Genomic DNA, 26,410 nt, shown 5'->3' on the forward strand with positions numbered 1-26,410 from the left:
GGTCAAGGGGGAAATCCGGCCGTTGTGACGCCCGGGGCGGAAGCAGCTCACCGCACCCTTGACGGACGCGAGTGGCACACCGTCAGAATCTGTTTGTTCACGATCAGTTGTGAGTACTTCTGGGCCCTAATGAGGGAGAGCCGCCATGACGGTCACTCGCAGATCGCTTTTACTCGCCTCCGCGGCCGCACCGACGGCCGGGGTGCTCCTGGGCACGCCGACGGCGTGGGCGGCCGATGCCACCGATGCCGCCGGGGGTGCCTCCGGCCGCCGTACGGTCGCGCTCCGCGACGGCTGGCGCTTCGCGCTGGTCAATCCGGGCGGGATCACCGACCCGACCGGTGAGTACGCCGACGCCGCCGCCCCGGCGTACGACGACTCCGGGTGGCGCGAGGTCGCCGTGCCGCACGACTGGAGCATCGAGCTGGCGCCGACCACGCAGAACGGCACCACCAGCGGCACCGGGTTCTTCCCCGGCGGGCTCGGCTGGTACCGCCTCGCCTTCACGTTGCCGCCCACCCTGGCCGGCAAGCGCATATCGGTGGAGTTCGACGGCGTCTACATGGACTCCTACGTCTACTGCAACGGCACGGAGGCGGGCCGGCACCCCTACGGCTACACCGGTTTCGCCTTCGACGTCACCGACCTGGTGCACACCGACGGCACCACCGAGAACGTGATCGCGGTCAAGGTGCACAACCGGCTCCCCAGCAGCCGCTGGTACTCCGGCAGCGGCATCTACCGCGAGGCCCGCCTGGTGGTCACCGACCCAGTGCGGGTGGCGCGCTGGGGCACGTACGTCACCACGCCGGACATCACCGAGGAGCGGGCGCTCGTCCAGGTGCGCACCTCCGTCGTCAACGGGACCGGCACCGCGCGCGAGGTCGAGATCCGATCCCGGATCAAGGACGCCGCCGGCCGCACGGTGGCCCGGACGGCCACCACGGTCGCCGTCGACACCGAGGCGACCGAGACCCATGAACTGACCGTCACCAGACCCAGGCTCTGGGACTTCGCCTCGCCGCACCGCTACACCCTGGAGACCGAACTCCGGGTCGGCGGCAGGACGGTCGACACCTACCGCACCCCCTTCGGTATCCGCACCTTCCGCCTCGACCCCGACGAGGGCTTCCACCTCAACGGCCGCTACGCCAAGATCAAGGGCGTCGACCTGCACCACGACCTGGGCGCACTGGGCGCCGCGGTCAGCATCGACGCGATCCGCAGACAGATGACCATCATGAAGTCGATGGGCGTCAACGCCTTCCGCACCTCCCACAACCCGCCCTCCCCTCAGATGATCGAGGTCTGCGAGGAGCTGGGCATCGTCATGATGGTGGAGGCGTTCGACTGCTGGAAGAGCCCCAAGACGCGCTACGACTACGGCCGGTTCTTCGACGAGTGGGCCGACCGGGACATCACCGAGATGGTGCTGGCCGCCCGCAACTCGCCCGCCGTCATCATGTGGTCGATCGGCAACGAGATCTCCGAGTTCACCTCCACCTTGGGCCTGGCCATGGCGGACCGGCTGATCGCCGCGGTCAAGGCGTCCGACGACACCCGACCGGTCGTGATCGGCTCCCACCGGCACCGCAGCGTGCCCGCCGTGGGCTCCCCGGGCGACCTGATCCTCGCCAAGCTCGACGGACTCGGGCTCAACTACAACACCGCCAAGTCGGTGGACGCCCTGCACGCCCGCTACCCCCACCTGTTCCTCTTCGAGTCGGAGTCGTCCTCGGAGACCTCCACCCGCGGCACCTACCAGGAGCCCGAGCGCCTCAACACCGGCGAGAACCACACGCCGGGCAAGCGGGCGACCTCCTCGTACGACAACAACCTCGCCTCCTGGACCATGAGCGGCGAGTACGGGCACAAGAAGGACCGGGACCGGAAGTGGTTCGCCGGGGAGTTCCTGTGGTCGGGGATCGACTACATCGGGGAGCCGACCCCCTATGACGTCTTCCCGGTGAAGGCGTCCTTCTTCGGCGCGGTCGACACGGCCGGTTTCCCGAAGGACATGTACTACCTCTTCCAGAGCCAGTGGACCGGCGAGCCCATGGTCCACCTGCTGCCCATGACCTGGAACCACGAGCAGGGCGACACGGTCGAGGTGTGGGCGTACTCGAACGTCGCCACCGTCGAGCTCTTCCTCAACGGCAAGTCCCTCGGCACGCGGACCTTCGACACCAAGAAGACCATCGACGGCCGGGAGTATCTGGAGACCACCGAGGCGACCGGCGACGACAAGACCTTCACCGACGGCCCCTACCCCGGCAGTTACACCAGCCCGAACGGCAGCGCGGGCAAGCTCCACCTCACCTGGAAGGTGCCGTACAAGCCCGGTGAGTTGAAGGCGGTGGCGCGCCGCGACGGCAAGGTGGTCGCCACCGACGTCCTGCGCACCGCCGGCAAGCCGCACGCCGTACGCCTCACGCCCGACCGCAAGTTCCTGGCGGCCGACGGCCGTTCGCTGGTCTTCGTGACCGCCGACATCGTGGACGCCCGCGGAGTGGTCGTGCCCGACGCCGAGCACCTGATCTCCTTCGACGTGACGGGCGGCTCCCTCGCCGGTCTCGACAACGGCCGTGAGGAGAGCGCCGAGCGCTACCAGGCGAGCACCCGGACCGCCTTCCACGGCAAGGCCCTCGCGATCGTCCGGTCCGGCACCGGGCCGGGGTCCCTGAAGGTGACCGCGCGCGTGGAGGGCTTGCGGTCGGACACGGCGACCGTGCGCACCACGCCCGTCAGGTCGGCCGCCACCACCCCGTCGGCAGCCTTCCAGACCGACCACCCGGCGCCCGCGAACTACCCCTGCGCGGACGCCAGTTACTGCGGCCGCCCCGACACCCTCCCCGCCGCGATGCTCGACGGCGACCCGGCCACCGGCTGGTCCAACGCCTTCACCAAGGCGGCCACCGCCCTGCTGCCCGCGTTCAACGGCGCCAGGGCCGAGGACTGGGTGTCCGTGGACTTCGGCCGGACGCGGACCTTCGACCGCGTGGAGGTCTCCTTCACCCTGAGTACGACCCACAGCCCGCCCGCCTCCGTCGAGGCCGAGGTGTGGGACGGCGGCCGGTACGTGCCCGCCGAAGGGGCGGCCGTCGACTGGGGCACCGCCTCGGACGAGCCGACGGTCATCACCTTCGACGCCGCCCGCGGCTCCCGGCTGCGACTCACGCTGACCAGCGCCTACCCCGGCGAGGCCCGGGGCGCGGTGCGCATCAGCCGGCTGGAGGTTCCGGCCGGCTAAGAGCTCCGAACAAAAGTGGAGCCCGGCTCGCGACGCCTGGCACGCACGCTCGCCGCGTTGCCGAAAGCCCCTAGTAGCTCCGCTACGAGGAGCTTCCGGCGCCTTGCGATCGCACGCACCAGACGCCGCGAGCTGATCGGACTCCACCTTTGTTCGGAGCTCTAAGCGGCTCCCGGTGCGGTCCGGACGGGAACCGGTCCCGTCCGGACCGTTGACTGGGTGTCATGACTCCAACAAGCATGGCCTGCGCCCGCATCTGGGAGCGCTCCCACGACGAGCGTCACCCCGCACCTCCCCCGAGGAGCCCAGACGTGAAACGACGCAGAACCGCCTTGCTCTCCTTGACCGCCCTGCTGGGGGCGGCACTCGTGGGCCTTCCCGCCCCCGGGGCCGCCGCCGACGAGGTCGAACAGGTCAGGAACGGCACCTTCGACACCACCACCGCCCCCTGGTGGAGCACCAGCAACGTCACCGCGGGCCTGTCCGACGGACAGCTGTGCGCGGACGTGCCGGGCGGCACCGCCAACCGCTGGGACGCCGCCGTCGGCCAGAACGACCTCACCCTGGTCAAGGGGGAGTCGTACAAGTTCTCCTTCACCGCCACCGGTTCGCCCGACGGACACGTCCTGCGCGCGATCGTGGGCCTGTCGGCGGCCCCGTACGACACCTACTTCGAGGTGAGCCCGCAGCTGAGCGTGTCGGGGAACGCGTACTCCTACACGTTCACCTCGCCCGTCGACACCGCCCAGGGCCAGGTCGGCTTCCAACTCGGCGGCAGCGCCGACCCGTTCCGCTTCTGCATGGACGACGTGTCGCTGCTGGGCGGGGTGCCGCCCGAGGTGTACGAGCCCGACACCGGACCCCGGGTGCGCGTCAATCAGGTCGCCTATCTGCCCGCGGGCCCGAAGAACGCCACCCTGGTCACCGACGCGACCACGAAACTGCCCTGGCAGCTCAAGAACTCCGCCGGCGCGGTGGTGGCCCAGGGCTGGACCGTGCCGCGTGGCGCCGACGCCTCCTCCGGGCAGAACGTCCACTCGATCGACTTCGGCGCCTACCAGAAGCAGGGCACGGGCTTCACCCTGGTCGCCGACGGCGAGACCGGCCGCCCCTTCGACATCGGCACGGGCGCCTACGAGAAGCTGCGCCTGGACGCCGCGAAGTACTACTACACGCAGCGCAGCGGCATCGCGATCCGCGACGACCTGCGCCCGGGCTACGCCCGCCCCGCCGGCCATGTCGGCGTCGCGCCCAACCAGGGCGACTCGAACGTGCCCTGTCAGCCGGGCGTCTGCGACTACACCCTCGACGTCACCGGCGGCTGGTACGACGCCGGCGACCACGGCAAGTACGTCGTCAACGGCGGCATCTCCACCTGGGAGCTGCTGAGCACCTACGAGCGCTCCCTGACGGCCCGCACCGGACAGCCGGCCAAGCTGGGCGACGGCACCCTCGCCATCCCGGAGAGCGGCAACAAGGTGCCGGACCTCCTCGACGAGGTCCGCTGGGAACTGGACTTCCTACTGAAGATGCAGGTACCGGACGGGCAGCCGCTGGCCGGCATGGCCCACCACAAGATGCACGACGAACAGTGGACCGGGCTGCCGCTGCTGCCCAGCGACGACCCGCAGAAGCGTGAACTGCACCCCCCGAGCACCCAGGCCACGCTGAACCTGGCGGCCACGGCCGCGCAGGCGGCCCGCCTGTACGCACCCTACGACAAGGCCTTCGCGGCCAAGGCCCTCGCCGCCGCCCGCAAGGCATGGACGGCGGCCCTCGCCCACCCCGAGATGTACGCCGACCCCAACGACGGCATCGGCGGCGGCTCCTACGCCGACTCCGACGCCACCGACGAGTTCTACTGGGCTGCGGCCGAGCTGTACCTGACCACGGGGGAGAAGTCCTTCGCCGACCACGTCCTCGCCTCGCCCGTCCACACGGCCGACATCTTCGGCCCGCTCGGCTACGACTGGGCCAGGACGGCGGCCGCGGCCCGCCTCGACCTCGCGACCGTACCGAGCAAGCTGCCCGGACGGGACAAGGTGCGCCAGTCCGTGATCAAGGGCGCGGACCGCTACCTGACCACCCTGAAGGCACAGCCGTACGGCATGCCGTACGCCCCCGCCGACAACCTCTACGACTGGGGTTCCAACCACCAGGTCCTGCACAACGCGGTCGTCATCGCCACCGCGTACGACATCAGCGGCGCCTCGAAGTACCGTGACGGCGCCGTCCAGAGCATGGACTACATCCTCGGCCGCAACGCGCTGAACATGTCGTACGTGACCGGTTATGGCGAGGTCAACTCCCACAACCAGCACAGCCGTTGGTACGCCCGCCAGCTCGACCCGAGCCTGCCGGCCCCGCCCGACGGAACCCTCGCGGGCGGGCCGAACTCGTCCATCCAGGACCCCTACGCACAGAGCAAACTCCAGGGCTGCGTCGGCCAGTTCTGCTACATCGACGACATCCAGTCCTGGTCGACGAACGAGCACACCATCAACTGGAACTCGGCCCTGACCCGGATGGCGTCCTTCGTGGCGGATCAAGGCTGACGCTCACCATCCACCAGTTCCTTCGGCCGCTCATGCTCCACGAGCTCCCCTGGCCGCTCATGGGCGGTCAGGGTGTGGAGCCGGGCCTGATCGAGCGGCTGGTGCACCTCGACGTACTCGCCGTGCGGCAGCCGCTTGATCACGCCGGTCTCGCGACCGTGCAACACCAATGCCCTGTCGCGGAGTTGGAGACCGAGACAGATACGCCGGGTGACGACGAAGACGGCCACCGGAACGACGAACACCGCGACGCGGACCGCCCACGTCACCGTGTTGATCGACAGATGGAGCCGGGTCGCCACGATGTCGTTGCCCCCGCCCGCCAGCAGGATCAGGTAGGCGCTGATCCAGGCCGCGCCGATCCCGGTACGGACGGGCCGGTTGCGTGGGCGGTCGAGGAGGTGGTGCTCGTGCTTGTCACCCGTGATCCGGGCCTCCAGGAACGGGTACACGCCGATGAACAACAGGAGCAGCGGGAACACGACGATCGGTATCAGCACACCGAGGACGAGGGTGTGGCCCCACAGGGTGATCTCCCACCCCGGCATGACCCGGACCAGGCCCTCCGCGAACCCCAGATACCAGTCGGGCTGGGCGCCCGTGGAGACCTGGTCGGCGCGGAAGGGGCCGTACTCCCAGACAGGATTGATCGACGCCACGGCCGCGATCAGCGCGAGCGCCCCGAAGACCAGGAAGAAGAAACCGCCCGCCTTCGCCATGTACACCGGGAAGAACGGGGCACCGACGACATTACGTTCGCTGCGCCCGGGCCCCGCGAACTGGGTGTGCTTGTGGTAGACGACCAGCAGTACATGAGCCACCACGAGCGCCGCCATGATGCCCGGGATCACCAGGATGTGCAGCGAGTAGAAGCGGGCCACGATGTCGTCGCCGGGGAACTCGCCGCCGAACAGGAACATCGAGAGGTACGTCCCCACGACCGGGACCGACAACAGGGCGCCGTCGACGAACCTCAGGCCCGTCCCCGACAGCAGGTCGTCCGGCAGCGAGTAGCCGAAGAGGCCCTCGAACAGGCCGAGGAAGAGCAGGGACCAGCCGAACAGCCAGTTGATCTCACGCGGCTTGCGGAACGACCCCGTGAAGAAGTGCCGCATCATGTGCGTGAACATCCCGGCCACGAAGACCAGCGCCGCCCAGTGGTGCAGCTGCCGGATCAGCAGCCCGCCGCGCACGTCGAAGCTGATGTCCAGCGTGGAGGCGTACGCCTCGGACATGCGGACGCCGTTGAGCGGGGTGTAACTGCCGTGGTATGTCACCTCGTTCATCGACGGGTGGAAGAACAGTGTGAGCCACACGCCGGTGATGATCAGGACGACGAAGCTGTACAGACAGATCTCGCCGAGGAGGAAGGACCAGTGGTCGGGGAAGACCTTGCGCAGGTACCGCCTGCCGAGGGTGTGGATGCCGACACGGCCGTCGAACCAGTCGGCCACTCGCTCGCCCTTGCTTGTCACGTCTCCTCCCGCTGCACGTGCGTGAGCTTCTCGGGGTTGGTCACGATGTAGACGCCCGACACCTGGTCGCCCTGAGGGGTGAGGTCCATGACCATCACCGCGTACGGCGAGTCGCCCTCGAACAGCACGGCCGCGTCGTCGCCGTTGACGCGCCGGTAGCGCAGGTCCAGGTTCTGCGGGCCGCGCCGGCCGGCGTACCCGGTGATGAGGCGGACGGCCTTGTCCCGGCCGTGCACCGGGCGCAGTCCCGCCGGTTTGCGCAGCCCCCCGCCGTCCGTCCACACCGTGACGTCCGGCGCCAGGATCTCCATCAGCTCGGCGATGTCCCCGCCGAGCGCGGCCCGCACGAACCGCTCGGTCGCCTCCCGCCGCACCCGCGGATGGGCCCGGTACAGCGGCCGCCGCGCGTGCACATGGCGCCGCGCGCGATGCGCCAGCTGCCGTACCGCAGCCGGGGTTCGGTTGATGATCTCCGCGATCTCGGTGTGGGCGTACCCGAACACCTCGTTCAGGACGAACACCGCCCGCTCCAGCGGAGACAGGGACTCCAGCACCACCAGCATCGCCATCGACACCGACTCGGTACGCAGCGCCGGATCCTCAGCCCCGCCGTCCTCGCCGGCGACCAGCGGCTCGGGCAGCCACGGACCGACGTACGTCTCCCGGCGGCGACTGACCGCGGCACGGCGGGCCAGCGCGTGGTTGACGGCGATACGGACCAGATAGGCCCGCCGGTTGTCGATCCCGTCGAGCGAGGCGCCGCCGCGCCGCCCCGTCCACGACAGCCAGGTCTCCTGCAGCACGTCCTCGGTGTCGGCGACGCTGCCCAGCATGTTGTAGACGACGCCGAACAACAGTTCGCGATGCCCGACGAACACTCCGGTCGCGTCGACGGACGGTCCGCCGGTCTCGGAACGGTCGGGAACGGTGTGCTCGGACATGTGTGGGCCTCCCCAGTGGCGCGCTCACCACTGCGACGCCCCGCGGGGGCCGGAGTGTGACATCAGACCGGTTGAATGTGACCCACGCCTCATCCTGGACGCGTCGTGATCAATGCACCTGGGACGCGTCGTGGAAGACGATCCCCAGCGCGTGACCTCGCCCCCTCGCTTCCTCGCCCCCTACCGTTCGCGGTCTCTCGCCTACGAGTCTGCCGTCCCGCCCCCCGGGCGTCCGGCGGGAACCGGACACGGCGTTCGCACCCTCCGGTACCGCTGCATTACCGGTGTGACCTGGTGATATTTACGAGTAAGTACCCGCGCGGTACCGTGAGGGCATGCCAGCTCTCAATGTGGAGTTCAGCGACCGCGAGCTAGAGGACCTGCGGCAGATCGCCAAGGAGCGGGGTACGTCCATGAAGGCCCTCGTGCGTGAGGCGGCCGCCGCCGACATCGCCCGGCACCGAGCACTGCAGGAGGGCGCGGAGGCGTTCCGCCGGTTCTTCGCGTCCCACGCCGACGAGTTCGCCGAGGCCTTCCCGGACGACGAACCGGCCGCCAAGGGCGAGGGGCGGGTCGCCTGACCCATGGCTCCCGTCGTTCACATCGACGTGCCCTGGCTGCTCCAGCGGCACGAAGAGGTTCTGCCCGACCAGCCCACGATCAACGACTTCTCCGCCTTAGTGGCCGCCGTCGCCCGGCACCGCGTCGACCCGCCCCGCCTCGGCGTGGACTCCGACCCGGCTTGGCGGGCCGCCGCACTGCTGCACACCCTCGCCCTGCTCAAGCCGCTGCCGGCGGCCAACGCCCGCTTCGCGTGCGCGACGGCGGTGGCGTACATGTTCGTCAGCGGCGTCGGCATCGACCCGCCCTACGGCGCCCTCGTCGACCTCGCCCGGGACCTGATCTCCGGGAAGGTGGACGTGTACGGCGCGGCCGACCGGCTGCGTTCCTGGCAGATCTGACGCTTCCCACGCGTGGGATCCGCCGCCCGCCCCGGGGCCGCCGGCCGAGGGCGGGAGGAACGGGGCCGGCGGCCGGCTGCGCGCAGGAGAGCCGCCGTCCTGCGCGGGGGCCTCCGAGGAAAAGGCCGGTTCCAGTGCACTACGCGGCGGTGTGCGCCGGGAGCGTGCGTACCGCTCCGGCGCGTGCGCGTGAATCACACGGGGCGCATGCGAGGCGAAAATCCGTACGGGCCCGATGAGTTGCCCGCTGCCTCGGCGCCGTATCTGACTTTCTTTCAACGGTGTGGATGTTTCCCAAGTGCCTTGTTGGTCATGAGTGACTGTGCGAGGGTGAACAGCCGGTGTGGGGGGTAAGGGGCCGACTCGCATTCGTGCCGTGGGGAACCGGGACGGACGGACGTCGGTGAATTCACGCTCCTCGCGCCGCGCCTGAAAAGTGAGCGCCCGTCAGGGCTTCTTTTCCGGCGACCAGAATCTGTGTCCCCATGCGCGTGGGAAGGAATCCGCTCAGTGCCCACCCCCCACCCCCCTCGCCCTCCTTACCCCCCGGTCGGCGGGGTTCCCGAAGAATCCGACGAGGCCCTCGGCGCCGCGCTCAGAGGCCGCCCGGACGTCGAGGCCGGCAAGTCCGTCGCGCTGCTCATGGCGCGGCACTGGCGGCCGGTCCACGAGTACGCGGCGATCTGCCTTGCCTCCCCGCAGGACACCGCCTCCATGGTCACCGCCGCCGCCTTCCACCAGGTGTTCGACCGGCTCACCGTCGGCGAGCCGGCCGTGGCGCTGCGCCCGCGGTTACTCGTGACAGTGCGGGACACCGTCAGACAGTGGTCGGCCGAGGAGCACATATCGGAAGTACTGCCGGAATTGGGGAAACCCTCCGGAGGTCGCGGTATGCGCGCGGCCAAGTCGCTGACGCCCGAAAATCGCATGTTGGCGGAGCGTTCATTCCACGCGCTTCCCGGACTCGCTCGGTGTTTGCTGTGGCACGTCGAGGCCGAGGCGGAGGGTATTGCCGTACCCGCCGCTCTCCTTGGCATGGATACCGGCACCGCGTCGGCGGCACTCGAACAGGCGCGTGAAAAATTCCGCGAAGGTTGTGTACATGCCCATCGGGAACTCGCGCCGACCAAGGATTGCCGCTTCTACAACCGGCTCCTCGACGTCCCCATTCGCCGCGGCGGAGCCTTGCTGCCGGATGTGCAACAGCATCTGGGGGAGTGCCGCCACTGCCGAAACGCCGCCGAACAACTGAGCCATTTCGAGGGCGGTTTGGGCGTACTTCTCGCCGAGGCGGTGCTCGGCTGGGGCGGCCGGCGCTATCTCGAGTCCCGTCCGGCACGGGCGCAGCAGCCGCGCACGCGCGGCTCCTCCCGGCACGGCGGCGGACGCCGTCGGCTGCTGCCGGGGATCCCCGCGCCCGGCCGCCGGATCCCGGGCGGCCTGCGGTCCTCGAGGACGCTCCTGACGGGAGTGGGCCTGGCCTCCGCCGGACTGCTGGCGACCGTGCTCGTCGCCAGCATGTGGTCGGGTGAGGACGGCGTCGATCCGGCCGCCTCGACGAGCGCGACCGGCGGCGTCGGCGCGGCCCCGGGCGCCGGCTCCCAGGCCCCGCCGACGGCGTCCTCCGGCACCGCCCAGCTCCCGGGCGCACCGGGACGCACCAGACTGCGCAACATCGACGCCGACCTGTGCCTCGACATCACGGGCGCACCGAAGTCCGGCGCCGGTACCGAACTGGCGGCATGTTCGTCCGCGCCCACGCAGCAGTGGTCGTACGAGAGTGACGGGCTGCTGCGCAGCGTGGCGGAGCCCGACCTGTGTCTCGACTCGCACGCCGACGCCGGTGTGGTCATCCTCGGCACGTGCGCCGGGGAGAAGGCGAAGCGGGCCGACGACGTGCGCTACGACCTCACCGTGCAGGGCGAGTTGCTCACCCGCTGGGACGCGCAGCTCGCCCTCGCCTCCACCACCGACGACCCGGGCGCCGACATCGTCGCCAAGGTCCGCGACGGCTCCGCCGGCCAACGCTGGCTGACCGACCCGACGTCGACGGCGACCCCCGGCTCTCTGTCGGTCACCGGGACACAGACGCCCGGCGCGCGGGTGGTGGGGATGTCGGACCAGGCCTAGACGGAGCCCGCCCGGCTCTCAGGAGGGGTCCTCCATCAGGTCGGCGGGGCCGACGGTCGCCGGTGTGGCGTGTCCGGACAGGGCCAGGGTGAGGTCCAACTCCGCCAGCAGGCAGCGGATCACGTGCTCGACGCCCGCCTGGCCGTCGAGTCCGAGCCCGTAGACGTACGGCCGTCCGACCAGGACCGCTCGGGCGCCCAGGGCGAGGGCCTTGAAGACGTCGTCGCCGGTGCGGATGCCGCTGTCGAACAGGACGGTCAGGCGGTCGCCGACCGCTGCCGCGACCCGGGGCAGCGCGTCGGCCGCCGCGACCGAGCCGGCCACCTGACGGCCGCCGTGGTTGGACACCACCACGCCGTCCATCCCGGCGTCGGCGGCGAGCCGGGCGTCGTCCGGGTGCAGGACGCCCTTGAGGAGGATCGGCCCGTCCCAGTTCTCCCGCAGGAACGCCAGGTCCGGCCAGGTCTTGGCGGGATCCGCGAACATGCCGACGAAGTGCATGACCGCCGCGTTCGGATCCTCGTGCACCGGCTTGGCCAGACCCGCCTGGAACGCCGGGTCGGAGAAGTAGTTGGCGGTGCCCACGCCGTGCAGGAACGGCAGATACGCCTGGTCGAGGTCGCGGGGACGCCAGGACAGCAGGGGCGTGTCGAGCGTGACGACCAGGACGGTGAACCCCGCCGCCTGCGCCCGGCCCAGGAAACTCCGGGCCACCTCGGGGTCCTTCGGCCAGTACAGCTGGAACCAGCGCTCGGCGTCGCCCATCGCCGCGGCGACCTGCTCCATCGGAGTGCTGGACGCCGACGACAGGATGTACGGCACGCCCTGCGCGGCGGCGGCCCGTGCGGCGGCCGGCTCGGCGTCCGGGTGCATGATCGACAGCACCCCGACCGGTGCCAGCGCCAGCGGTGCGGGCAGCGCGCGGCCCGACACCTCGACGGACAGGTCGCGTTCGTGGACATCCCGCAGCATGCGCGGCACGATCCGGCGGCGCTCCAGCGCGGCCCGGTTGGCGCGGGCCGTGCTGCCGTCGCCCGCGCTGCCCGCCACATAGCCGACCGGGCCGGGGCCGAGCCGCTGTTCGGTCAGCTCCTCCAGTCGCGTCAGATCGGTGGGCAGGCGCGGTACGGCGCCCGACATCCCGTTCAGATAGATCTCGTACTGGAAGTCCGCCCAGTGCTTGCCCATCCCTACCGCCCTGCCTCTCCTCGTCGAGCAGCGTCGCCGCGACCATACCGGCGAGTACGCGCGAGTCCGCCCACCGGGAGCGAACTGACTCAGCCGACGACGTATCCGACGGACAAGGGGGCTTCAGCGAGGGGACGGCGGTGGAGAGCCTCCCGGTCACTCACTGTCCGACGCCGGCTCCTCCGGCTCGGTGTCGGGCCCCTGGGCACGCACCCGCTGAACGTGTTCGAGGGAGTCCCGCAGTTCGGCCAGCCAGTCGTCGGTGTGGCGCTGGACCAGGCGGACGCACCAGGCGAGGGCGTCGCTGCGGCTGCGGGCCACGCCGGCGGCCACCAGGGTGTCGAGGACCTGGCGCTCGGGCTGGCGCAGGCGGGTCATCACGGGCGCCGCCACGTGCGTGAACAAGACCCGCTCCGCCCCGCACTCCACACCCCAGGACACCTTCCGGCGGAACCGGTGCTGGGCCTCCTGCGCCACCGTCATGCGTGCCTCCCGGGTGCGCTCCCGGAATTCCTGGACCCGGCCCTGCACGGCCGCCTCCCGCTCGGCGGCCGATACGTCCTCGGCCAGCCGGGGTTCGGGGATGCGGCCGATCACGGTGATCTCCTCGCGGTCGGCCGTCACCTCGACCAGCGCCTCGAAGAGGTCGTCCGGCACGCGGCCGGCGAACCAGCCGCGCAGCTTCTCCTGCTGCTCTGTCGTAATCATGTAATCACGATTACTCGGCTGGACCGAGAACGCAAGGGTCGAAGCGGGAGTGCGCTGACGGCTGAAGTGGAATGTTTCAGGACTATTAACTGACAGGGGGAATCCGGCCATCCGGCCGGAACGGGCGATCAAGAACCGCGCGATTCCAGGGTCGCAACGTTCGAATTCCGTTACTTCGCGCCACTGATTCAATACGCAAGGTTACCGAAACCGGTGGGGTCGATGTGAGTTCCGGTGCCGGACTCGGCAGACTCGCGCTCGCCGCACCGGCACCGACCGAGCCGGATCGCGGCGCATCGACATCTCGTCGAACCGAGCGGAAGGATGCACACAATGCGGAACACCGCGCGCTGGGCAGCGACCCTGGGCCTCACGGCCACCGCAGTCTGCGGACCCCTGACAGGCGCCGCCCTCGCCGAACCCTCCACCACCCCGTCCGCGCTCTACGCCCCTTCGGCCCTGGTACTCACCATGGGCCACGGCGACAGCGCCGCCACCGTCACCCCGGAACGCGCCGTCACCCTGAGCTGCGCCCCGACCGCCTCGGGCACCCATCCGGCCGCCGCCTCCGCGTGCCCGGAACTGCGCGCCGCCGCCGGGGACTTCGACGCCCTCGCGGTGAGAGACGGCGTCCAGTGCACCAAGGAGTACGACCCTGTCGTCGTCACCGTCGACGGTGTCTGGCGCGGCCGGCGCGTCTCCTACCAGCGCACCTTCGCCAACGAGTGCGTGAAGAGCGTCCACGGGAGCAGCGTCTTCACGTTCTGAGGGACCGGGATCGCACGTTCCCCGGGAACGTCCCGAGGGGCCCGCAGATGGGGAGTGCGGCCCCCTGTCACGGGGACCTGTGATCCCGCACCGGGGGTCGGCGGGCGGAGTGGGGCCGCCCGCCGATTCCTCCGGTTCATTCCCCGTCCTTCTCCATTGGGGATGTCCGCCGGCGGAGGAAAACGGACCGACAGGCCCGAGGTATGCGGTCGTTGGTGAATTTCCGCGGGTTCGATCGACGAACCGCGTGCTGTCAGCGCCGTTCGCGGTGGCTGGTGTCGCACCAGGGATACCGCCGGCTGCGGCGGCAGGTGCACAGGGCCACGCGGAAGCGGTCGGAGGACACCGTGGTGCCGTCCTCCAGTTCCACTTCCACCGGACCCTCCACCAGCAGGGGGCCCCGGCGCCGCACGGTGATCCGGCGGGGCCTGTCAGACGGGGAGTTCGGCACGGACGACCACCAGCTCTTCCTTCTCCTCGGCGGGAGACAGCAGCCCGCGCTCCCGCAGCCAGTGCTCACGCCCCCGCAGCACCGGGCCGAAGCCGATCCGGCACCGCCGGGTCACGGACGCCTTCAACCCGGCCGCACGCAGGTGCTCCAGCGTTCGGCCGGGGTCGCTCAGCGCGGAGTGCACGATCAGCAGGACGCCCCCGGGGCGCAACAGGGCGGGCGCCTCCCGGCAGATCCGGTCCAGTACGAACCGCCCGTCACGGCCCGCGTCCCAGGCCCGGGCCGGCCCGTGCGGCAGCCGCACGCCCAGGGGCGCCGGCACGTATGGCGGGTTGGTCAGAATCAGATCGAACGACTGGTCCCGTACCGGTCCGAAGAGGTTCCCGCGCCGGATGCGCAGCGGCACCCCCGCCAGCCAGGCGTTCAGCCGGGCCGTCCACACCGCCCGCCAGGACACGTCCACCGCGGTCACCCGGGTGCCGCGGCGCGCGGCCTCGAGCGCCAGCGCGCCGGACCCGGTGCCCACGTCGAGCACGTCCGCGCCCGGTGGCAGCGGCTCTTCCGAAAGGGCCCCGGCGAGCAGGGCGGTGTCCTCCTGAGGGGCGTAGACGCCCGGCAGGACCAGCGGCAGTACCAGTGGAGTCACGTCGCTCGGGTACCCCGACAATCAGGAGGTATGGGGTGTTTCGGAAGCGATGGGTGTTCGCAGTGACGATCGTCCGGCCCGCCAGTCGGTGAGCAGGCCGGCGGCCAAGCGGTCCTCGAGGTGGCCCGTGGCGTCGACGCCGAAGACGACATCGGTCGCCAGATCCGGCTCCTGGGCCAGCAGCCCGCCGATGACCTCGTGGCGTACGACCTGCTCGTGCACCGCGTCGGCTTCGACGTGTTCGTCGTAGAAGAACTCGGCGGCCCTGCCGGCGCCGGTCCGGCGCATCGCCTCGGCCAGCCGCCGGGAGCCCGGCGACGAGGTGATCTCGACCGCCGCGAAGTGGCCCACCAGGGCGCCCCGGAGGGATCGGTGCAGGCCGAAGAGGGACATGAGGTTCACCGTGGCCAGTACCTCGGCGGACGCCGCGTCGAGGTAGCGGCCGTACGTCGTGTCGAGGCCCAGGTCCGTCATCAGGTCGGCGAACAGTCGCGCGTGCACGCGGTCGGGGCGGCCGCCGCCGTACTCGTCGAACTCCACCGCCGCCATCCCCGCCTTGGCCCGGCCCCACAGCCGCGGCAGCACCCAGGCGTGCGGATCGGCCTCCTTGAGGTGGTACAGCGACCGTTGCGCGGCGTACTCGCGCAACTGCCACAGCTCGCCCTCCTTGGAGAGGTAGTGGCTGACGCCCGTACCGTCGACGGGTTCGACGAGGAGCTCCGCGAGCGAGTCGTCCACGCTCTCGTGTACGGCGGTGTCGGCGCGCAGCGTCGACAGGAAGCGATGCTCCAGCGCGGCACGGGTGCGCAGCAGGTCCGGGTCCCACTCGCGGTCCGGGGCGACGCCCTCGAAGCCGCGGTAGTGCAGCTCGTAGCAGAGGTACAGAGAGAGCTGGAGGTCGTCGCCGTACACGGTCGCCCCGGCGACCTCCTCTTGCGGCGGCAGCGGTCCGGCACCTCGCAGGTACTCCGCCACGGCTGCCGACACGGGCCCTCGGGCGGGGGGCAGCCGTGGTTCCTGGCTCTTGTGTGGCATGAGCCCCGGGTACCCCGCTCCGGTGGGCTGCCACTCCCGGCGTGGAGCCGGCCCAAACGGGTACTCCGCGTCGGCATGAAGGCACTCGTGATCAACTGCACACTCAAGAGGTCGCCGAATCCCTCCAACACCGAGGCCCTCGCGAGGGTCGTCGCCGAGCGGCTGGAGAAGGACGGCGTGGACGTCGAGATCGTGCGGGCCGTCGACCTGGCCATCGAACCCGGCGTGATCAGCGAACCCGTACGCGCGGGCGACGCCTGGCCGGGCGTCCACGACAAGCTGCTGGACGCCGAGATCCTCGTGATGGCCTCGCCGACCTGGCTCGGCCGGCCCTCCTCCGTCGCCCAGCAGGTCCTGGAACGGATGGACGCGCTCATGTCCGAGACCGACGACGAGGGCAGGCCGGTCGCCTACAACCGGGTCGCCGGCGTGGTCGTCACCGGCAACGAGGACGGCGCCCACCACGTCATCAGCGAGATCTCGGGCGCGCTCGCCGACATCGGCTACACCATCCCCGGGCAGGCGTGGACCTACTGGCACCTCGGGCCGAGCCCCGGCCCCGACTACCTCGACGACGAGCAGGGTCGCGGCTGGTCGCACCGGACGGGCCGGGCCATGGCGGCCAACCTGTACGGCGTGGCGAGTGCCCTGGCGGCGCGCCCCTTGGGCGCACCGCCAGGCTAGTCAGTCGCCCTCCGACTCCTCCTGGGCGCGGGTGTTCGGGGTGATGGCCTCCGATGCCTCACCCCGGTGCCGGCGCTGCTCGGCGGAGTCCCGGGTACGCGTCTCGGCGTCCTCTATCTCGCGGAGGACCTCTTCGAGCGCCGTCTCGGGCCCGTCCGTCCGGTCGTTGTTCCGGCCGTCGTTCCTGTCATTCCGCTCGGCGTTCTTCTTGGCGTCGGACACGGCTGTCTCCCTTCTCAGGTTTCCTCCGGCTTCTCCGGCTTCCCCGGTTCAGTCGGTCGCCGTCGCGATGCGCAGCGGTACCGGATCCGGAGGAGCCGCTTCCTCATTGCGGCGGATGATCTCCGCCCACCAGGGCGCCCCGTCCTCGATGTGACGCAGCAGCACCCCTTCGCGGATCGCCCACGGGCAGAGCGTCAGCGTCTTGATCCCGGTCAGCTTCATGGCCGTGTGCCCGACCACCGCGCCGGCCAGGCTCTGCACCGCTCGGGGCGCGGAGATGCCGGGCAGCGCGGCGCGTCGGTCGGCCGGCAGGACGGCCAGCCGGGCGACCGCCTCCCGCAGGTCGGCGCGGTGCAACCGCCGTTCCATGAACGGGCCGTGCCGCCCGGGCGGGGCCCCGCACAGGCGGCCCAGCTGCTGGAAGGTGCGCGAGGTGGCCACTGCCGTGTGCGGTCCTTCCCAGCGGATCCGCGCGGCCACGTCCCGCAGTTGATGGCGGACCTTGCGGCGCAGCGCCCGCACCTGCTCAGGCGGCGGCGGGTCCTGGCCCTCGAAGAACTCGTGGGTCAGCCGGCCCGCGCCGAGCGGCAGCGAGGCCACGAAGTCCGGCAACCGGCCGCGCCCGAAGGCCACTTCGAGCGAGCCGCCGCCGATGTCCAGCAGTGCGAGCGGCCCCGACCGCCAGCCCATCCAGCGCCGCGCCCCGAGAAACGTGAGCTCGGCCTCGACCTCGCCCGGCAGGGTGCACAGCCCGACTCCCGTCCGGGTCCGTACGGTACGCAGCACCTCCTGACGGTTCGGGGCGCTGCGCACCACCGCGGTCGCGAAGGCCAGGGGGCTCGCGGCGCCCCAGCGGGTCGCGGTCCTGCTCGCCTCGGTGACCGCCTCGACGAGCCGTTCGACAGCTTCCCGCGGCACCGGGCCGCCGGGCTTCACATGATCGGACAGCCTCAGGCGCCACTTGGCGGTGTGGACGGGCAGCGGCACCCCACCCTCCGCGTCCGCGACAACCAGTCTGACCGTGTTCGAGCCCACATCAACGACGCTGATTCGCATGGCCCGTGAGTACCCGGTTGCGGGACCGTCCAACGTCATCCGCCGCGCCGCGGCCACCCGCCCGCCACCCGGACGGTCACCCCGGCACCAGGACGGCCACGGTGCCGGGGGAGGTGGCGAGCGCGGGAAAGAACGTGCTGCCGAGCGCCGCGACCGGTCTGTGCATCCGGCCACGACGGCGCTCGCTCCTGCGCCCACCATGGCCCCGGCGCCCCGGACAGCGAAGAGGGGCCGCCGTCTCCCTGCAGACGGCGGCCCCTCGGCCCTACGGCGGCTCGGTCGAGCCGGATCACATGTGGACGACCTGCGCGGCGTCCGGGTCCTGCTCCGGCACCCCGCGCCGGTAGAGCAGGAAGGCGATCAGCGCGCCGGCGGTGAAGAAGCCCGCCGACCACCAGAAGGCGGTGGTGTAGCTCTCGATCGTCGCCCGGGCCCGGACCAGCTTGTCGGTGGGGTCCTTGCCCACCAGGTAGTCGGTCGCGGCGCTCGCGGCCAGCGTGTTCAGCAGGGCGGTACCGATCGAACCGCCGACCTGCTGCATGGCGTTGACCGTGGCGGAGGCGACGCCCGCGTCCTCGGCGGCGACCCCGCCGGTGGCCATCTGCATGGCCGAGGGCATGACCAGGCCGAGGCCGGCGCCGATGATGATCAGCTGCGGCAGCACCGCGGTCGTGTAGTCGGAGCCCACGCCGATGTCGGTCAGCCAGGCCATGCCGGCCACGGCGACCGCGAAGCCGAACGGGATGACCGCCTTGGGGCCCATCCGCGGGACCAGAGCGGTGGTGCCGACCTGTGCCGCCACCATCAGCGCGGCGACCATCGGCAGGAACGCCACACCGGTCTTGGTCGGGCTGAAGCCCAGGTTCAGCTGAAGGTAGTAGGTGAGGAAGAGGAACACGCCGAACATGCCGGCGCCGGAGATGAGCACGGCCAGGAACGAGGCCGCCCGGTTGCGGTCCAGCAGGATGCGCAGCGGCAGCAGCGGGTGCTCGGCGCGGGTCTGCCACCAGGCGAACGCGGCCAGCAGGACACCGCCCGCGATCAGGAAGCCCCAGGTCGCGGGGGAGTTCCAGTCGTGCGTCTCCGCGTTGGAGAAGCCGTAGACCAGGGAGAACAGACCACCGGCGACCAGCACGGTGCCCGGCACGTCCAGCTTGGAGTTCGTGGCGTCGCGGCGGTGGGTGAGCAGCATCCAGCCGCCGACGAAGGCGACGACGGCGATGGCGACGTTGACGTACAGGGTCCAGCGCCAGTCGAGGGCGTCGGTCAGGACGCCGCCGAGCAGCAGGCCCACCGCGCCGCCCGCACCGGCGATGGCGCCGTACACGCTGAACGCCTTGGCACGCTCGCGGGCGTCGGTGAACGTCGTGTTGAGCAGGGAGAGCGCGGCGGGTGCGAGGAGCGCGCCGAAGGCGCCCTGGAGGGCACGGGCTGTGACCAGCATTTCGAAGTTGGTCGCGGCACCACCGAGGGCGGAGACGGCCGCGAAGCCGACGACACCGACGAGGAAGGCGGGCTTGCGGCCGAACAGGTCGGCGATCCGGCCGCCGAGCAGCAGCAGGGAGGCGAACGCCAGGGCGTACGCGGTGACGATCCACTGCCGGTTGCCGTCGGAGAACCCGAGGTCGGCCTGGGCCGAGGGCAGGGCGATGTTCACGATGGTGGCGTCCAGGACCACCATCAGCTGGGCGAGGGCGATGACGGCGAGGATCCACCACCGCCTGGAGGAGGCGGCGGCGGGTGCCTGGACGGCGCCCTCGGGGCCGCTGTCGGTCAGTGTCTTGTCGGACATCGGGGGACTCCAGGGAAATCGGCCGAAGGCAATGGGTACCTAAACGAAACCGTTTCGTACACGTTGAGGTTAGACCACATTCAGCGAAACGGCAAAGTTTCGTTGGAGCGCCCTGGAGGCGGTCTACGCCATCTGTCGCCGCACCAGCTCGTGCAGCCGGCCGCCGGTGTCCGCGAGGAGCTGCGCGGGCGGGCCCTGCTGGGCGACCTTGCCGTCCTCCATGACGATCACGCGGTCCGCGTCCAGCACGGTCGACAGGCGGTGCGCGATGACGATCCGGGTCGCGTTGAGGGCCTTGGTGCTCTCGATGACCGTGCGCTGCGTCTCGTTGTCGAGGGCGCTGGTCGCCTCGTCGAAGAAGAGGATGCGCGGCCGGCGGATCAACGCCTGGGCGATCATGAGCCGTTGGCGCTGGCCGCCGGAGATCGCCCCGCTGCCCGAGACGATCGTGTGCAGGCCCATCGGCATCCGCTTGATGTCCTCGGCGAGCCCCGCCATCTCGGCCGCGGCGAGGGCCTCCTCCGGCGTGTACGGCTCGGTGCCGCAGATGACATCCAGGATGGAACCGGTGAACGGCTGCGCGTGCTGGAGCACCACACCGCACTGCCGGCGTACGGCGGACTGGTCGAGGGCGGCCAGGTCCTGACCGTCGTACAGCACGCTGCCCGAGACCGGCCGGTCGAAGCCGATCAGCAGCCTGAGCAGGGTCGACTTGCCGCAGCCGCTCGGGCCGACGATCGCCACGAACTCGCCGGGCCGTACGTCGAAGGACACGTCGTCGAGGACCAGTGGACCGTCGTCCGAGTAACGGAAGGAGAGCCGGCGGGCCTCGATCCCGCCGGACAGGGGACCGGGGCGGGTGCTGGCCGTGCGCACCTCGGGCGTGGCGTCCAGCACCGGCTTGATCTCCTCGAACAGCGGCAGCGCGGCCACCACCGAGACGAAAGAGCCGGTCAGCTGGGTGACGGCGGTCAGCAGCATCGTCACCGAGGTGTTGAAGGTGAGGAACGCGGCCGCCGACATCGCCCCGCGCGCCGGACCTGCCAGCAGCATGAACATCACCAGGGTGCACAGCGGCAGGTACACCGCGCCCATCACCGTGGTCAGGTTCTTGATGCGGCCGACCTTCTGCTGCAGCTCGCGGCTGCGCGCGAACTGAGAGGCCCAGGCCGCGTAGGCGTAGTTCTCCGCCGCCGCCACCCTGAGCTTCGGCAGGCCGCGCAGGGTCTGGAACGCCTGGTTGTTCAGCTTGTTGCCGAGCACCACGAGACGTCGCTGCCAGCGCACCTGCCACAGCCCGAGCCCCAGGAACACCGCGGCGATGACGACGAGCATGCCGATCGCCGCCAGTGCCATCGAGGCGCTGTACCAGAACAGCAGTCCCAGGTTCATCGCGCCCACGGTCACCGACTGGGCGACGACCGGTCCGATGCCCGCCATCATCCGGCGGATCGCGCTGATGCCCATGGCCGCGCTCGCCAGCTCGCCGGTCGAGCGCTCGGTGAAGAACTTGGTCGGCAGCCTCAGCAGCCGGTCCCACACCGCCGGTTGGAGCGTCGACTCGATACGGCCCTCCATGCGGAGCATGGTCAGGTTCTCCAGCAGCATGAAGGCCGCGGCCACCACGCTGCTGATCATCACGGCAAGACACACCTGCACGATCAGGTCGGTCTGCGCCCTCGGCACGTACTCGCCGAGCACCTTGCCGGTGGCGATCGGCACCAGCGCCCCGATCGCGACCGTCACCAGCCCGCTGATCAGCAGGTTCCTGAGGTCTCCGCCCGTGCCGCGCATGCTGAAGCGGAGCAGCCCGAGGGGAGTGAGCGGCCGGTCGGGCAGAGGACGGTAGAACATCACCGCGCGCGGCTCGAACTCCTCGGCGTTGGCCTTCTCGATCGGCGTCTCCCGACCGGTCGCCGGGTGCACGGACACATAGCCGCCGCGCCGCCACAGCAGCGCGACCGGCGCACCGGACAGGGTCCGGTGGCCCACCAGCGGGCCGACGTTGTCCCGCCACCAGCGGCCGTCGAGCCGTACGGACCTGATCCGGACCCGGGAGGCCAGGGCGATCCGCTCGACCGGGTCGAGACGGTCGCTCTCGGTGCCGGACTGCGCGGGCTCGGCGAGCGGGATGCCGGCCGCGCGGGCGACCAGCCTGCACGCGGCGTAACTGGCGTCCGCGTCGGCGGCCGTCGCGCGCTTCGACGACTTGCCGATGGACGCCAGCAGGGTCCGGTCGGCCTGGGCGCGGACCGCTTCACCGGCCTTGATGCCGGCGGCCGTCCGCGTCTCGTGGGTGTGCTCCAGCTGCTCGATCCACCGGTCCAGCGTGGTCAGCAGCCGGTACTGCTGATCGACCATGCTCTGCCACACGGCGGGGTCCATCAGCAGGTCGGACGCAGCCTCCGCACCGTACAGCGAGCCGTACTGCACGCTGCCCGGCGGCACCTGCATCCAGAAGACGTCGTCGTCGGTCGGCGCCGCGGCCCGGTCGGTGGCCATCGGTGCCTGGAAGAGGATGGACAGACTGCGGCCGACGCCGAGGGCGAGGGCGTACTCCAGCGGGCTCGTCGTCGGCGGCACGTACTGGGGGTTGCCGTACTCGTCGTAGGACCACGTCTGGGTGTCCGCCGGCTGGTACAGCTCCCGCAGGTTGATGCGGTGCACCACGCAGTCCCTGAGCGGGCGGGCGACCAGGGTGTGCTGGGGCCCCGCGACCGGCCCGAGCAGCAGCGAGCCCGCCTCCAGGCGGCCGAGGTGGTGCCAGTGGCCCTGTAGCTCGGCGTCCACCGCGAACAGGTCCACGGCGCCCGCCGCCACCAGCCACAGCACCTGTGGCCCTGCCAGCTCGATGCGGCTCAGGCCGGTGCAGTCGATCGGCGTGCCCATGGACCCGAGCGCGCCCAGAACGAGGTCCGGCTCGTGTGCGGTCGTCATCTCACCGCTCCCTGACCAGCTCGGCGTACGCGCCACCGCGCACCACCAGCTCCTCGTGCCGCCCGCGCTCCACGATCGTGCCGTGCTGGAGTACGACGATCTCGTCGCTGTCGCGCACGGTGCTGAGCCGGTGTGCGATCACCACACAGGCACAGCCGCGCTTGCGCAGGTTGTCCATCACCGTCAGCTCGGTCTCCGCGTCCAGCGCGCTCGTCACCTCGTCGAGGACCAGGATGCTGGGCCTGCGCACCAGGGCCCGGGCGATCTCCAGACGCTGGCGCTGCCCGCCGGAGAAGTTGCGGCCGTCCTGCTCGACCTTGCTGTGGATGCCGCCCGGGCGGCGCATCACGACGTCGTACAGGGCGGAGTCCCGCAGCGCGTCCACCACGGCGTCGTCGGGGATCGACGGGTCCCACAGCGCCACGTTGTCGCGGACCGAGCCCTCGAAGAGGAAGACGTCCTGGTCGACGAAGGAGACGGACGCGGCCAGGGCCCCGCGCGGAATGTCGTCGATGCGCTGCCCGTCGATGCGGATCACGCCCTCCCACGGCGCGTACAGCCCGGAGATCAACCGGGACACCGTGGACTTGCCGCTGCCGGAGCCGCCGACCAGCGCGACCTGCCGGCCCGGACCGACGGTCAGGTCGAAGCCGGACAGCAGGGGCTTGTCGAGCGGGTTGTAGCCGAAGGAGATGTTCTGCAGCTCGACGTGGCCCTGCAGACGCCGCGTCGACTCGCCGGCGCCGGGGCGGCCGTAGAGCGGGTCGGCCTGGAAGCTCTCCACGTCCTTCAGCCGCGCCACGTCGGCCGCGAAGTCCTGGATGCGGCTCGCGACGCCGTTGAGACGGGTGATCGGGGCGGTGAAGCGGGTCACCAGCGCCTGGAAGGCGACAAGGAGGCCGACCGAGATGCCGCCCTCCACGGCCCGCATCCCGCCGATCCACAGGATGAGCGCGCTGTTCAACGAGGCGAGCGTCGGCGCGACCACGCCCAGCCAGGCGCTCGGCACACCGAGCCGCTGCTGCTCTTCCAGTGTGGTGGCGTGCTGCCCGGCCCACTTGCGGAAGTAGCCGTCCTCGCCGCCGGTCGCCTTCATCGTCTCGATCAACTGCAGGCCCGTGTAGGCGGTGTTGGTGAGCCGGGCGCTGTCGGCGCGCAGCTTCGCCGTACGGGTGGCACGCAGCCGGATCACCACCCGCATGGCCACCACGTTCAGCAGCGCTACACCGATGCCGACGTAGGTGAGTTGCGGATCGTACGTGTACAGCAGCACCGCGTAGAGGGCCACGACCACGGCGTCCACGCCCGCCGCCGCGAGGTCGCGGGCCAGCGTCTCGGCCACCTGATCGTTGGACTGGAGGCGCTGCACCAGGTCGGCCGGGCTGCGCTGGGAGAAGAAGGTGACCGGCAGCCGCAGCAGATGGCGCAGGAAGCGGGCGCTGGAGAGGGTGGAGGAGATGATGCGGCCGTGCAGCAGGTTCGCCTGCTGCAGCCAGGTCAGCACGAGGGTGAGCAGCACGGACGCGCCCATCGACGCGAACAGCACGCCCAGCAGGGACGTCTGGCCCCCTATCAGGAACATGTCGATATAGGTACGGCTGAGCGCGGGCACGGCCGCGCCGACCAGCACCAGCAGCAGGCTCGCCAGCACCGCCGCCGGCATGGTGCCCGCGGTGCCGCGCAGCCGGGCCGGCATCGCGCCCAGCACACCCGGCTTGCGCCCGCCCTTGGTGAAGCTTTCGCCGGGCTCCATGACCAGGACGACACCGGTGAAGCTGCCGTCGAAGTCCTCCATCGGTACGAAACGGCGGCCTTTGCCGGGGTCGTTTATGTACACGCCGCGCCGCCCGAAACGGCGCCCCATGCCGTCGTAGACGACGTAGTGGTTGAACTCCCAGAACAGCACGGCCGGCGTGCGCACCTCGGCGAGGGCGGCCGTGTCCATCTGCATGCCCTTGGCGGTCAGGCCGTAACTGCGGGCCGCCTTCAGCAGGTTGCTGGCCCGCGAGCCGTCCCGGGACACACCGCAGGCGATGCGCAGCTCCTCCAGCGGGACGTGCCTGCCGTAGTGGCCGAGCACCATCGCCAAGGAGGCGGCGCCGCACTCGACGGCCTCCATCTGGAGCACGGTGGGGGTATGGACCGTCTTGACCCTGCCCTTGGGGACCGGTCGCTTGGGCGGGGCGGCTCTGCGCCTGCTTCTGGTGTCCTGTGCGGCACTCACGGCAGCAGCCAGTCGACGGGACGCTGGTCGGCCAGCCGGATCGACGCGTCGGCCATGGTCATGGAGGTGAGGGAGAAGGGCGGCCCGTCCGCCGAGGACCACTTGTAGCCGCTCTTCGTGCCGGCCGACTTGTCCAGCCTGACCAGCACGGCCACCGGCCGGCCGTCCTTGGTGAACTGCTGGCCGAGCTGGCTGTCCCCGAGGAACGCGCCGATCTGCTGGGCCGACTGGGCCGAGCGGTCCACTGTCTTCACATGGCCGCGCAGCACGCCGTACTCCTGCGTGGGCACCGAGGAGACGGTCAGGTCCACGGCGGCGTTGGCGGGGATGGAGGCCGCGTTCTCGGCGGGGACGTACACCGTCGCGTACAGCGGGTCGGTGGCGTGGGCGACCTCTTCCACGGCGGCGACGTTCGCGCCGGTCTGGATGATCTGCCCGATGGTGGCGGCGAGCGCGGTGACCCGGCCCGCGGCGACGGTACGGACGACGGTGTCGCCGTCGGCCGTACGGACCTTCAGGACGGGGGAGTTCGCGGGCAGCCTGACGCCCTCTTCGGCGACGATCGCCGTGACCTGGCCCGCCACCGGGCTCTGCAGGATGTAACTGCCCTCGCCGTGCGTGAGGATCGCGGGCGCACCGACCGTGGAGGCCACCGAGCCGGTCACCGCCCACACGGACGCGGCTGCCATCACGACCACCGTCACGGACAGCACGAGCCAGCCCTGGGGACGGGCGAACCGCACCGGAAGGTCGAGCTCCTCAGGCGACTGGAGCTTGGCGAGGGCCTGTTGGCGGAACTGCACGGACTTTCCCTCACCTGTGGGGGAGATCTTTTACGGCACCCGAGAATCCCGGAGCCGGGATACGGCTCCGGGACTCTACGGTCACAAAAGTGCGATCAGATACCGGCGACCAGGCTGGTGACCGGGGCGGTGTTCAGGCCGGTCACACCCTCGACGGTGCCGACGGCCGTGTTGACCAGGCCGGAAACCGGGGCAATGCCGTCCACCAGGCCGGTGACGGTGCCCAGAGCGTTCACGGACAGACCGCCGGAGACGTTGTCGAGGTCGGCGTCGGAGATCTCGACGGTCTCAACCTGGGGGGTGGAGTTCATGATGGAACTTCCCTTCATATGGATATTCACAAGGGGGAGCGGCCCCCTCTGGGGACAGACGGACGGCCGCGACCGCAGGCGCCGGACGCCCGTTTCCGGATGAGCCCTTGGCGGCTCCTGCGGTGCGATGGATCAAAGCACGCGGCAGGTCCGGGCATCCAATCAACCACCCTTCTCACCAGGGCACTTGTGGCTCTGGAGTACCCATCCGTGCAGGAGTGGGCACGGCTTGGCGGCGACTTCTTCACACGTGGCACGGCCGTGTGCCGCTA

21 protein-coding genes are annotated in these 26,410 nt (G+C 70.7%); 7 read left to right on the forward strand and 14 right to left on the reverse strand.

Annotated elements, in window-relative coordinates; translation table 11 throughout:
• Positions 1-145: 145 nt before the first annotated feature.
• Positions 146-3,250, forward strand: a complete 3,105-nt coding sequence (locus ACFYO2_RS23105; protein ID WP_388352057.1) for a glycoside hydrolase family 2 TIM barrel-domain containing protein — start codon at positions 146-148, stop codon at positions 3,248-3,250.
• 311 nt (positions 3,251-3,561) lie between these two features.
• Positions 3,562-5,805, forward strand: coding sequence for a glycoside hydrolase family 9 protein (locus tag ACFYO2_RS23110; RefSeq protein WP_388352060.1), 2,244 nt, complete (start codon positions 3,562-3,564; stop codon positions 5,803-5,805).
• Here ACFYO2_RS23110 and ACFYO2_RS23115 read toward each other — a convergent pair.
• On the reverse strand, positions 5,796-7,280 hold the full coding sequence (locus ACFYO2_RS23115; RefSeq protein WP_388352063.1) for a cytochrome bc complex cytochrome b subunit: 1,485 nt from the start codon (positions 7,278-7,280) through the stop codon (positions 5,796-5,798). The two genes, ACFYO2_RS23110 and ACFYO2_RS23115, sit on opposite strands and share 10 nt — an antisense overlap.
• Positions 7,277-8,221, reverse strand: a complete 945-nt coding sequence (gene sigJ / locus ACFYO2_RS23120) for an RNA polymerase sigma factor SigJ (protein ID WP_388352065.1) — start codon at positions 8,219-8,221, stop codon at positions 7,277-7,279. Before sigJ ends, ACFYO2_RS23115 begins: the two co-directional genes overlap by 4 nt.
• Positions 8,222-8,556: 335 nt before the next feature.
• On the opposite strand from sigJ, the gene ACFYO2_RS23125 reads away from it, so the two are divergent.
• The 3 genes from ACFYO2_RS23125 (at position 8,557) to ACFYO2_RS23135 (ending at position 11,313) form a co-directional block, all read left to right on the forward strand.
• Positions 8,557-8,802, forward strand: coding sequence for a hypothetical protein (locus ACFYO2_RS23125; protein WP_388352068.1), 246 nt, complete (start codon positions 8,557-8,559; stop codon positions 8,800-8,802).
• Positions 8,803-8,805: 3 nt separating this feature from the next.
• Entirely contained in the window at positions 8,806-9,183 is a 378-nt protein-coding gene (locus ACFYO2_RS23130) for a toxin Doc (RefSeq protein WP_388352071.1), read from the forward strand.
• A gap of 510 nt (positions 9,184-9,693) precedes the next feature.
• On the forward strand, positions 9,694-11,313 hold the full coding sequence (locus ACFYO2_RS23135; protein ID WP_388352074.1) for an RICIN domain-containing protein: 1,620 nt from the start codon (positions 9,694-9,696) through the stop codon (positions 11,311-11,313).
• Positions 11,314-11,331: 18 nt separating this feature from the next.
• Here ACFYO2_RS23135 and ACFYO2_RS23140 read toward each other — a convergent pair whose 3' ends face one another.
• Entirely contained in the window at positions 11,332-12,501 is a 1,170-nt protein-coding gene (locus ACFYO2_RS23140; protein ID WP_388352076.1) for a lactate 2-monooxygenase, read from the reverse strand.
• A 156-nt stretch (positions 12,502-12,657) separates the two neighbouring features.
• Positions 12,658-13,209 carry a hypothetical protein gene (locus tag ACFYO2_RS23145; RefSeq protein ID WP_388352078.1) on the reverse strand — a complete coding sequence of 184 codons (552 nt, stop codon included), beginning with the start codon at positions 13,207-13,209 and terminating at the stop codon, positions 12,658-12,660.
• A 333-nt stretch (positions 13,210-13,542) separates the two neighbouring features.
• Here ACFYO2_RS23145 and ACFYO2_RS23150 point away from each other — a divergent pair, with 333 nt between their 5' ends.
• Positions 13,543-13,977 (forward strand): protease inhibitor, encoded by a 435-nt coding sequence (locus ACFYO2_RS23150; protein WP_388352080.1) that lies wholly within the window; start codon positions 13,543-13,545, stop codon positions 13,975-13,977.
• 253 nt (positions 13,978-14,230) lie between these two features.
• On the opposite strand, the gene ACFYO2_RS23155 is transcribed toward ACFYO2_RS23150, so the two are convergent.
• Genes ACFYO2_RS23155 through ACFYO2_RS23165 form a run of 3 tightly spaced genes read right to left on the reverse strand, consistent with a single transcriptional unit; the run spans position 14,231 to position 16,109 of the window.
• A complete protein-coding gene (locus ACFYO2_RS23155) occupies positions 14,231-14,428 on the reverse strand; it encodes a CDGSH iron-sulfur domain-containing protein (RefSeq protein WP_388352083.1) in 198 nt (65 codons plus the stop codon).
• Positions 14,409-15,074 (reverse strand): HemK2/MTQ2 family protein methyltransferase, encoded by a 666-nt coding sequence (locus tag ACFYO2_RS23160; protein WP_388352086.1) that lies wholly within the window; start codon positions 15,072-15,074, stop codon positions 14,409-14,411. Before ACFYO2_RS23160 ends, ACFYO2_RS23155 begins: the two co-directional genes overlap by 20 nt.
• Positions 15,075-15,095: 21 nt before the next feature.
• Complete coding sequence (locus tag ACFYO2_RS23165) at positions 15,096-16,109, reverse strand: iron-containing redox enzyme family protein (protein WP_388352089.1); 1,014 nt, start codon at positions 16,107-16,109, stop codon at positions 15,096-15,098.
• A 75-nt stretch (positions 16,110-16,184) separates the two neighbouring features.
• Between ACFYO2_RS23165 and ACFYO2_RS23170 the strand changes: the two genes are divergently transcribed.
• Positions 16,185-16,793 carry a flavodoxin family protein gene (locus tag ACFYO2_RS23170; RefSeq protein ID WP_388352092.1) on the forward strand — a complete coding sequence of 203 codons (609 nt, stop codon included), beginning with the start codon at positions 16,185-16,187 and terminating at the stop codon, positions 16,791-16,793.
• Here ACFYO2_RS23170 and ACFYO2_RS23175 read toward each other — a convergent pair whose 3' ends face one another.
• The 7 genes from ACFYO2_RS23175 to ACFYO2_RS23205 all read right to left on the reverse strand — a co-directional run bounded on the left by ACFYO2_RS23175 (position 16,794) and on the right by ACFYO2_RS23205 (position 26,138).
• Positions 16,794-17,015: a hypothetical protein gene (locus tag ACFYO2_RS23175; RefSeq protein WP_388352095.1), complete on the reverse strand. Its 222-nt coding sequence runs from the start codon at positions 17,013-17,015 to the stop codon at positions 16,794-16,796.
• 48 nt (positions 17,016-17,063) lie between these two features.
• A complete protein-coding gene (locus ACFYO2_RS23180; RefSeq protein ID WP_388352098.1) occupies positions 17,064-18,071 on the reverse strand; it encodes a Ppx/GppA family phosphatase in 1,008 nt (335 codons plus the stop codon).
• Positions 18,072-18,360: 289 nt separating this feature from the next.
• A complete protein-coding gene (locus tag ACFYO2_RS23185) occupies positions 18,361-19,863 on the reverse strand; it encodes an MFS transporter (protein WP_388352100.1) in 1,503 nt (500 codons plus the stop codon).
• A gap of 123 nt (positions 19,864-19,986) precedes the next feature.
• Positions 19,987-22,800, reverse strand: coding sequence for an NHLP bacteriocin export ABC transporter permease/ATPase subunit (locus tag ACFYO2_RS23190; RefSeq protein ID WP_388352103.1), 2,814 nt, complete (start codon positions 22,798-22,800; stop codon positions 19,987-19,989).
• A 1-nt stretch (position 22,801) separates the two neighbouring features.
• Positions 22,802-25,024 carry an NHLP family bacteriocin export ABC transporter peptidase/permease/ATPase subunit gene (locus tag ACFYO2_RS23195; protein ID WP_388352106.1) on the reverse strand — a complete coding sequence of 741 codons (2,223 nt, stop codon included), beginning with the start codon at positions 25,022-25,024 and terminating at the stop codon, positions 22,802-22,804.
• Complete coding sequence (locus tag ACFYO2_RS23200; protein ID WP_388352109.1) at positions 25,021-25,827, reverse strand: HlyD family efflux transporter periplasmic adaptor subunit; 807 nt, start codon at positions 25,825-25,827, stop codon at positions 25,021-25,023. The genes ACFYO2_RS23195 and ACFYO2_RS23200 overlap by 4 nt, the downstream gene beginning before the upstream one ends.
• A gap of 95 nt (positions 25,828-25,922) precedes the next feature.
• On the reverse strand, positions 25,923-26,138 hold the full coding sequence (locus ACFYO2_RS23205) for a type A2 lantipeptide (protein ID WP_388352112.1): 216 nt from the start codon (positions 26,136-26,138) through the stop codon (positions 25,923-25,925).
• Positions 26,139-26,410 lie beyond the last annotated feature (272 nt).

Source organism: Streptomyces sp. NPDC006602, from assembly GCF_042870385.1.
Classification (GTDB): domain Bacteria; phylum Actinomycetota; class Actinomycetes; order Streptomycetales; family Streptomycetaceae; genus Streptomyces.

Coding starts and splice junctions, on each gene's coding strand:
- ACFYO2_RS23190 (WP_388352103.1), bottom strand. CDS start 22,800: ATGACGACCGCACACGAGCCGGACCTCGTTCTGGGCGCGCTCGGGTCC.
- ACFYO2_RS23165 (WP_388352089.1), bottom strand. CDS start 16,109: ATGCCACACAAGAGCCAGGAACCACGGCTGCCCCCCGCCCGAGGGCCC.
- ACFYO2_RS23180 (WP_388352098.1), bottom strand. CDS start 18,071: ATGCGAATCAGCGTCGTTGATGTGGGCTCGAACACGGTCAGACTGGTT.
- ACFYO2_RS23140 (WP_388352076.1), bottom strand. CDS start 12,501: ATGGGCAAGCACTGGGCGGACTTCCAGTACGAGATCTATCTGAACGGG.
- ACFYO2_RS23170 (WP_388352092.1), top strand. CDS start 16,185: ATGAAGGCACTCGTGATCAACTGCACACTCAAGAGGTCGCCGAATCCC.
- sigJ (WP_388352065.1), bottom strand. CDS start 8,221: ATGTCCGAGCACACCGTTCCCGACCGTTCCGAGACCGGCGGACCGTCC.
- ACFYO2_RS23185 (WP_388352100.1), bottom strand. CDS start 19,863: ATGTCCGACAAGACACTGACCGACAGCGGCCCCGAGGGCGCCGTCCAG.
- ACFYO2_RS23125 (WP_388352068.1), top strand. CDS start 8,557: ATGCCAGCTCTCAATGTGGAGTTCAGCGACCGCGAGCTAGAGGACCTG.
- ACFYO2_RS23105 (WP_388352057.1), top strand. CDS start 146: ATGACGGTCACTCGCAGATCGCTTTTACTCGCCTCCGCGGCCGCACCG.
- ACFYO2_RS23150 (WP_388352080.1), top strand. CDS start 13,543: ATGCGGAACACCGCGCGCTGGGCAGCGACCCTGGGCCTCACGGCCACC.
- ACFYO2_RS23145 (WP_388352078.1), bottom strand. CDS start 13,209: ATGATTACGACAGAGCAGCAGGAGAAGCTGCGCGGCTGGTTCGCCGGC.
- ACFYO2_RS23130 (WP_388352071.1), top strand. CDS start 8,806: ATGGCTCCCGTCGTTCACATCGACGTGCCCTGGCTGCTCCAGCGGCAC.
- ACFYO2_RS23205 (WP_388352112.1), bottom strand. CDS start 26,138: ATGAACTCCACCCCCCAGGTTGAGACCGTCGAGATCTCCGACGCCGAC.